The organism is Streptacidiphilus melanogenes (genome assembly GCF_000787835.1).
Lineage (GTDB): Bacteria > Actinomycetota > Actinomycetes > Streptomycetales > Streptomycetaceae > Streptacidiphilus > Streptacidiphilus melanogenes.
Genome location: NZ_BBPP01000023.1, coordinates 83,351 through 87,682 on the forward strand (window position 1 = coordinate 83,351; position 4,332 = coordinate 87,682).

The 4,332-nt window shown below is 71.5% G+C and carries 5 protein-coding genes; 4 read left to right on the plus strand and 1 reads right to left on the minus strand.

Annotated elements, in window-relative coordinates:
* Positions 1-19: 19 nt before the first annotated feature.
* Positions 20-613, minus strand: a complete 594-nt coding sequence (locus tag TR49_RS45780) for a hypothetical protein (RefSeq protein WP_042384721.1) — start codon at positions 611-613, stop codon at positions 20-22.
* 192 nt (positions 614-805) lie between these two features.
* Here TR49_RS45780 and TR49_RS23415 point away from each other — a divergent pair, with 192 nt between their 5' ends.
* The 4 genes from TR49_RS23415 to TR49_RS43975 all read left to right on the plus strand — a co-directional run.
* Positions 806-2,173: an efflux RND transporter periplasmic adaptor subunit gene (locus TR49_RS23415; protein ID WP_052434575.1), complete on the plus strand. Its 1,368-nt coding sequence runs from the start codon at positions 806-808 to the stop codon at positions 2,171-2,173.
* The gene (locus tag TR49_RS23420) at positions 2,170-2,922 is read left to right on the plus strand and encodes an ABC transporter ATP-binding protein (RefSeq protein WP_042384722.1); all 753 of its coding nucleotides are present in this window, start codon (positions 2,170-2,172) and stop codon (positions 2,920-2,922) included. Before TR49_RS23415 ends, TR49_RS23420 begins: the two co-directional genes overlap by 4 nt.
* Positions 2,919-4,136 (plus strand): ABC transporter permease, encoded by a 1,218-nt coding sequence (locus TR49_RS23425; RefSeq protein WP_042384724.1) that lies wholly within the window; start codon positions 2,919-2,921, stop codon positions 4,134-4,136. Before TR49_RS23420 ends, TR49_RS23425 begins: the two co-directional genes overlap by 4 nt.
* On the plus strand, positions 4,129-4,332 hold a 204-nt coding region (locus TR49_RS43975), incomplete at its 3' end, for a hypothetical protein (RefSeq protein ID WP_160311629.1). The genes TR49_RS23425 and TR49_RS43975, both read left to right, overlap by 8 nt.

The following is a 4,332-nucleotide window of genomic DNA, read 5'->3' on the forward strand; positions in this document are numbered from 1 at the left end:
CGCCTGGGGTGTTTCGGGGTTACGCGGTCGGGGACGCCGAGGGCGACGCGCCCGGGGAGCGGGTCGGCAGGAGCGGCTTGCAGGTGTTGTACGCCGCAGCCGTCTTCGCGTCGGCCGTGTTGAGCGCGCGGAAGCCGCCGTTGGCCGGGAGGGTGACTCCGTGGTCCTTCAGGCAGCTGGTGAACGCCGCCATCGCGGTGGAGTTGAAGCCGCCGCGGCCGCCGCCGAAGCCTCCGGTGGGGCGGAGCGAGGAGCAGGCCTGCATCGCGGCCTGCATGGTGGGGTTGGGCGAGGCGCCGCCGAAGCCGCCGCCACCGCCGAAGCCGCCACCGCCGTAACCGCCACCGCCGTAACCGCCGCCGCCGTTGCCGCCGCCGAAGCCACCACTCGGGCGGCCGCTGGGGCGACCGGTCGGCAGGTTCACGCCGTGCTGGCTGAGGCAGGTGCGGTAGGCCTGCATCGCCGCGCCGCGCGCGGACCCGGACGCGGCGGGGGTGGAGCCTGCTGCCGTCGCCCCCGAGGAGCTGGAGCCACAGGCGGACAGCAGCAGGGTGCTGAGCCCGAGCAGCCCGGCTGCCGCTGCGGCTCGAGCGCGTGTGCGGTGATTCGTCATGGACTCGAAGGAACCCCACAGCCATGGTGACCGGCTGGGTGCTTTCTTCGAATCCGCTGGGAGCGTGGACCGTCCCAGCGATGCCGAAAGGGGCTTAAGTCCGAATTTTCACTCTTTGCCCGCTATCCCCTCTCGGGGAACTCCCAGTTTCCTCCCAGAGCCCGCTGGGCGGGCCCCGTCAGGGTGTCCGCCATGAAGGTGCTCCCACGACGGCGCAAGGCCGTCCTGTTGAACTCCGTGCTCGCCACGGCGCTGCTGGCTGTCGGCGGCGTCGCGTGGGCGACCGTGGCGCAGGGCTCCAGCAGCACCAGCTCCACCGCCACCACGCGTACCGCGACCGTCGCCCGCGGCACGGTCCTCGCGACGGTCTCCGGGTCGGGCACTCTGACCTCCCCGTCGGACGCCGGGGTGAACTTCACCACCGGCGGCACGCTCACCGAAGTCGACGTCAAGCCCGGCCAGAAGGTCTCGGCCGGCCAGGTCCTGGGCAAGGTCGACGCGACCTCGGCCGACGAGACGCTCAGCAACGCGCAGGCCCAGCTCACCGCCGCGCAGGCCAACCTGACCCAGGTCGAGGAAGGCCAGACCTCGACGACGAGCTCAAACTCGGGTTCCGGTTCCGGCTCCGGCAGCGGGCGGGGCGCCGCCTCGACGCCGACGCCCGCCCCGACGCCGACCGTCAACCAGTCCCAGCTTGCCAACGCCGAGCAGCAGGTCACCTCCGCGGAGAACTCCGTCGCCTCCGCCCAGCGCGCCGTCGACGGGACGGTGCTCAAGGCCCCGGTCTCCGGCACCATCGCCTCCGTCGGCGGCAAGGTCGGCGACTCGGTCTCCGGCAGCGGGGGCTCCGGTGGCAGCACCGGCAGCGGTGGCAGCGGCTCCGGCGGCTCCTCGTCGAGCTCGTCGAGCTCGTCGTCCAGCAGCCTGTCCGGCTTCGTCGTGATCACCAACCCGTCCGGGATGGAGGTCAGCGCCGACTTCTCCGAGAGCGACGCGCTGAAGCTCAAGGCGGGCCAGGCGGCCACGGTGACGCTGAACGCCGACACCACCCAGGTCCTCAACGCCAAGGTCGTGTCCATCAGTTCGCTCCCCGTCTCCAGCTCGGGCAGCGGCGGTGGCGGCAGCTCCTCCAGCGGCGCCGTCCAGTACGCCGCGCTGCTGGCGATCTCCGGTGACACCTCCAGCCTGCGCACCGGCCTCAGCGCCAGCGTCCAGGTGGTCACGGGTGAGGCCTCCGGCGCGCTCTACCTGCCGACCTCGGCGATCAACGGCACCGGCGCCAACGCGAGCGTCAACGTCGTCCAGTCGGACGGCTCGGTCAAGCGCACCCCGGTCACCCTGGGCGTGCAGGGCGACACCGACGACCAGATCGTCTCCGGCGTGACCGACGGCCAGAAGGTCCAGATCACCGTCGTGTCGACGTCCGGCACCAACGGCTTCCCGAGCACCGGCTTCCCCGGCGGCATCGGTGGCGGCGGTCGCGGCGGCTTCGGCGGCGGTGGCGGCTTCGGTGGCGGCGGTCGTGGCGGCGCCGGCGGTGGCGGCGGAGGCAGGGGATGAGCCCCACGCCCGTCATCGCGGCGCGTCAGCTGATCAAGACCTACGGCATGGGCGACGCCGTCGTCCATGCCCTGGCCGGCGTCGACCTGACGGTCCACCAGGGCGACTTCGTGGCCATCATGGGCAGCTCGGGCTCCGGCAAGTCGACGCTGATGAACATCCTCGGCTGTCTCGACGTCCCGACCACCGGGCGCTATCTGCTCGACGGCATCGACGTCGGCGGGCTGGACGAGAAGCAGCTCTCGCTGGTGCGCAACCGCAAGATCGGCTTCATCTTCCAGTCCTTCAACCTGGTGCCGCGCACCAGCGCGATCGCCCAGGTCGAACTGCCCCTCGCCTACGCCGGCGTCAAGGCGGCCGAGCGGCGGCGCCGCGCGATGGCCGCGCTGACCATGGTCGGGCTCGCCGAGCGGGCCGAGCACAAGCCCAACGAGCTCTCCGGCGGCCAGCAGCAGCGCGTCGCCGTCGCCCGTGCACTGGTGACCTCGCCCGCGATGCTGCTGGCGGACGAGCCGACCGGCAACCTGGACAGCCACAGCACCAAGGAGGTCCTCGGCATCGTGGACCGGCTCAACGCGTCCGGCCGCACGGTCGTGCTGATCACGCACGAGGACGAGGTCGCGGAGCACGCCAAGCGCGTGATCCGCCTCGTCGACGGCCTGATCATCAGCGACGTGCGGCAGGCGCCCGCCGAGGGCCCGCCGCCCGCGCTGGCCCGCGCGCTCGCCACCCAGGGAGGCGTGCGATGAACCCGCTGGAGACACTGCGTTTCGCGGTGCTGGGCCTGGCCGCCAACAAGGTCCGCTCCGGGCTGACCATGCTCGGCATCCTGATCGGCGTCGCCGCCGTCATCCTGCTGCTCGCGGTGGGCAACGGCTCCTCGCAGGCGGTCAAGGACTCCATCGACGCGCTCGGCACCAACTCCCTCACCGTCAGCTCGGGCGCCGGCTTTGGCGCGCAGTCGACGGCGACCAGCACCAAGCCCCTCACCATCGCCGACGCCAAGGCGCTCGCCGACCCGAGCAAGGCGCCGGACATCAAGGGCGTGGCGCCCGAGGTGCAGACCTCGCAGACCGCCCTGTACGAGGGCACCTCGCACACGGTCAGCTCCGTGATCGGCACCTACCCGGCGTACTTCGAGGCGTCCAACAGCAAGGTCGTCACGGGCGACTACTTCAGCAACGACGACGTGCTGGCCTCACGCAAGGTCGCGGTGATCGGCTCGACCACGGCGACCGACCTGTTCGGCACGGCGTCCCCGATCGGCAAGAAGATCGTCCTGGGCGGCACCCCGCTCACCGTCGTCGGCGAGCTGGCCACCAAGGGCAGCAGCACCAGCAGCTTCAACGACCCGGACGACGTGATCATCGCGCCGCTGCCGACGGTCCAGAACGCCTACACCGGCTTCGGCTCGCTCAGCCAGATCCTGGTCGAGGCGAACTCCGCCGACGCCACCACTCAGGCGCAGAACGAGATCACCACCGTGCTGATGGGCACGCACGGGATCAAGGACGCCTCGGCGGTCGACTTCCGGGTCAGCAGCCAGACCTCGCTGCTGTCCACCCGCAGCTCCACCACGCAGACCTTCACCGTGCTGCTCGGCGCGGTCGCGGCGATCTCGCTGCTGGTCGGCGGGATCGGCATCACCAACATCATGCTGGTCACGGTCACCGAGCGGACCCGGGAGATCGGTATCCGCAAGGCGATCGGCGCGCCCAAGGGCGTCATCCTCAGCCAGTTCCTGGCCGAGTCGACGCTGCTCTCGCTGGTCGGCGCCGGGCTCGGCGTGCTGGCGGCGCTGATCGGCGCGCACTTCACCATCGTCGGCATCAAGCCGGTGGTGATCCCGGCCTCCGTGTGGGGTTCGTTCGGGATCGCGGTGGCGATCGGCCTCTTCTTCGGCAGCTACCCGGCCAGCCGGGCGGCCAGCCTGCGTCCGATCGAGGCGCTGCGTCATGAGTGATCTTTTCCCGACCCAGGAGGAAACCATGGACCTCGAACTGGCCCAGGCCGAGGCGGTGGAATCGCCGGAGGACATCCTCGCGGAGCCGCCGGACGCCCTGGACATCACCGCGGAGCTGGCCGCGCCCCCGCGCCGCAAGCTGCCGTGGCTGACGCTGCTGCTGGTCGGCGGCCTGGTCGCCGGGGCCGGCTTCGTC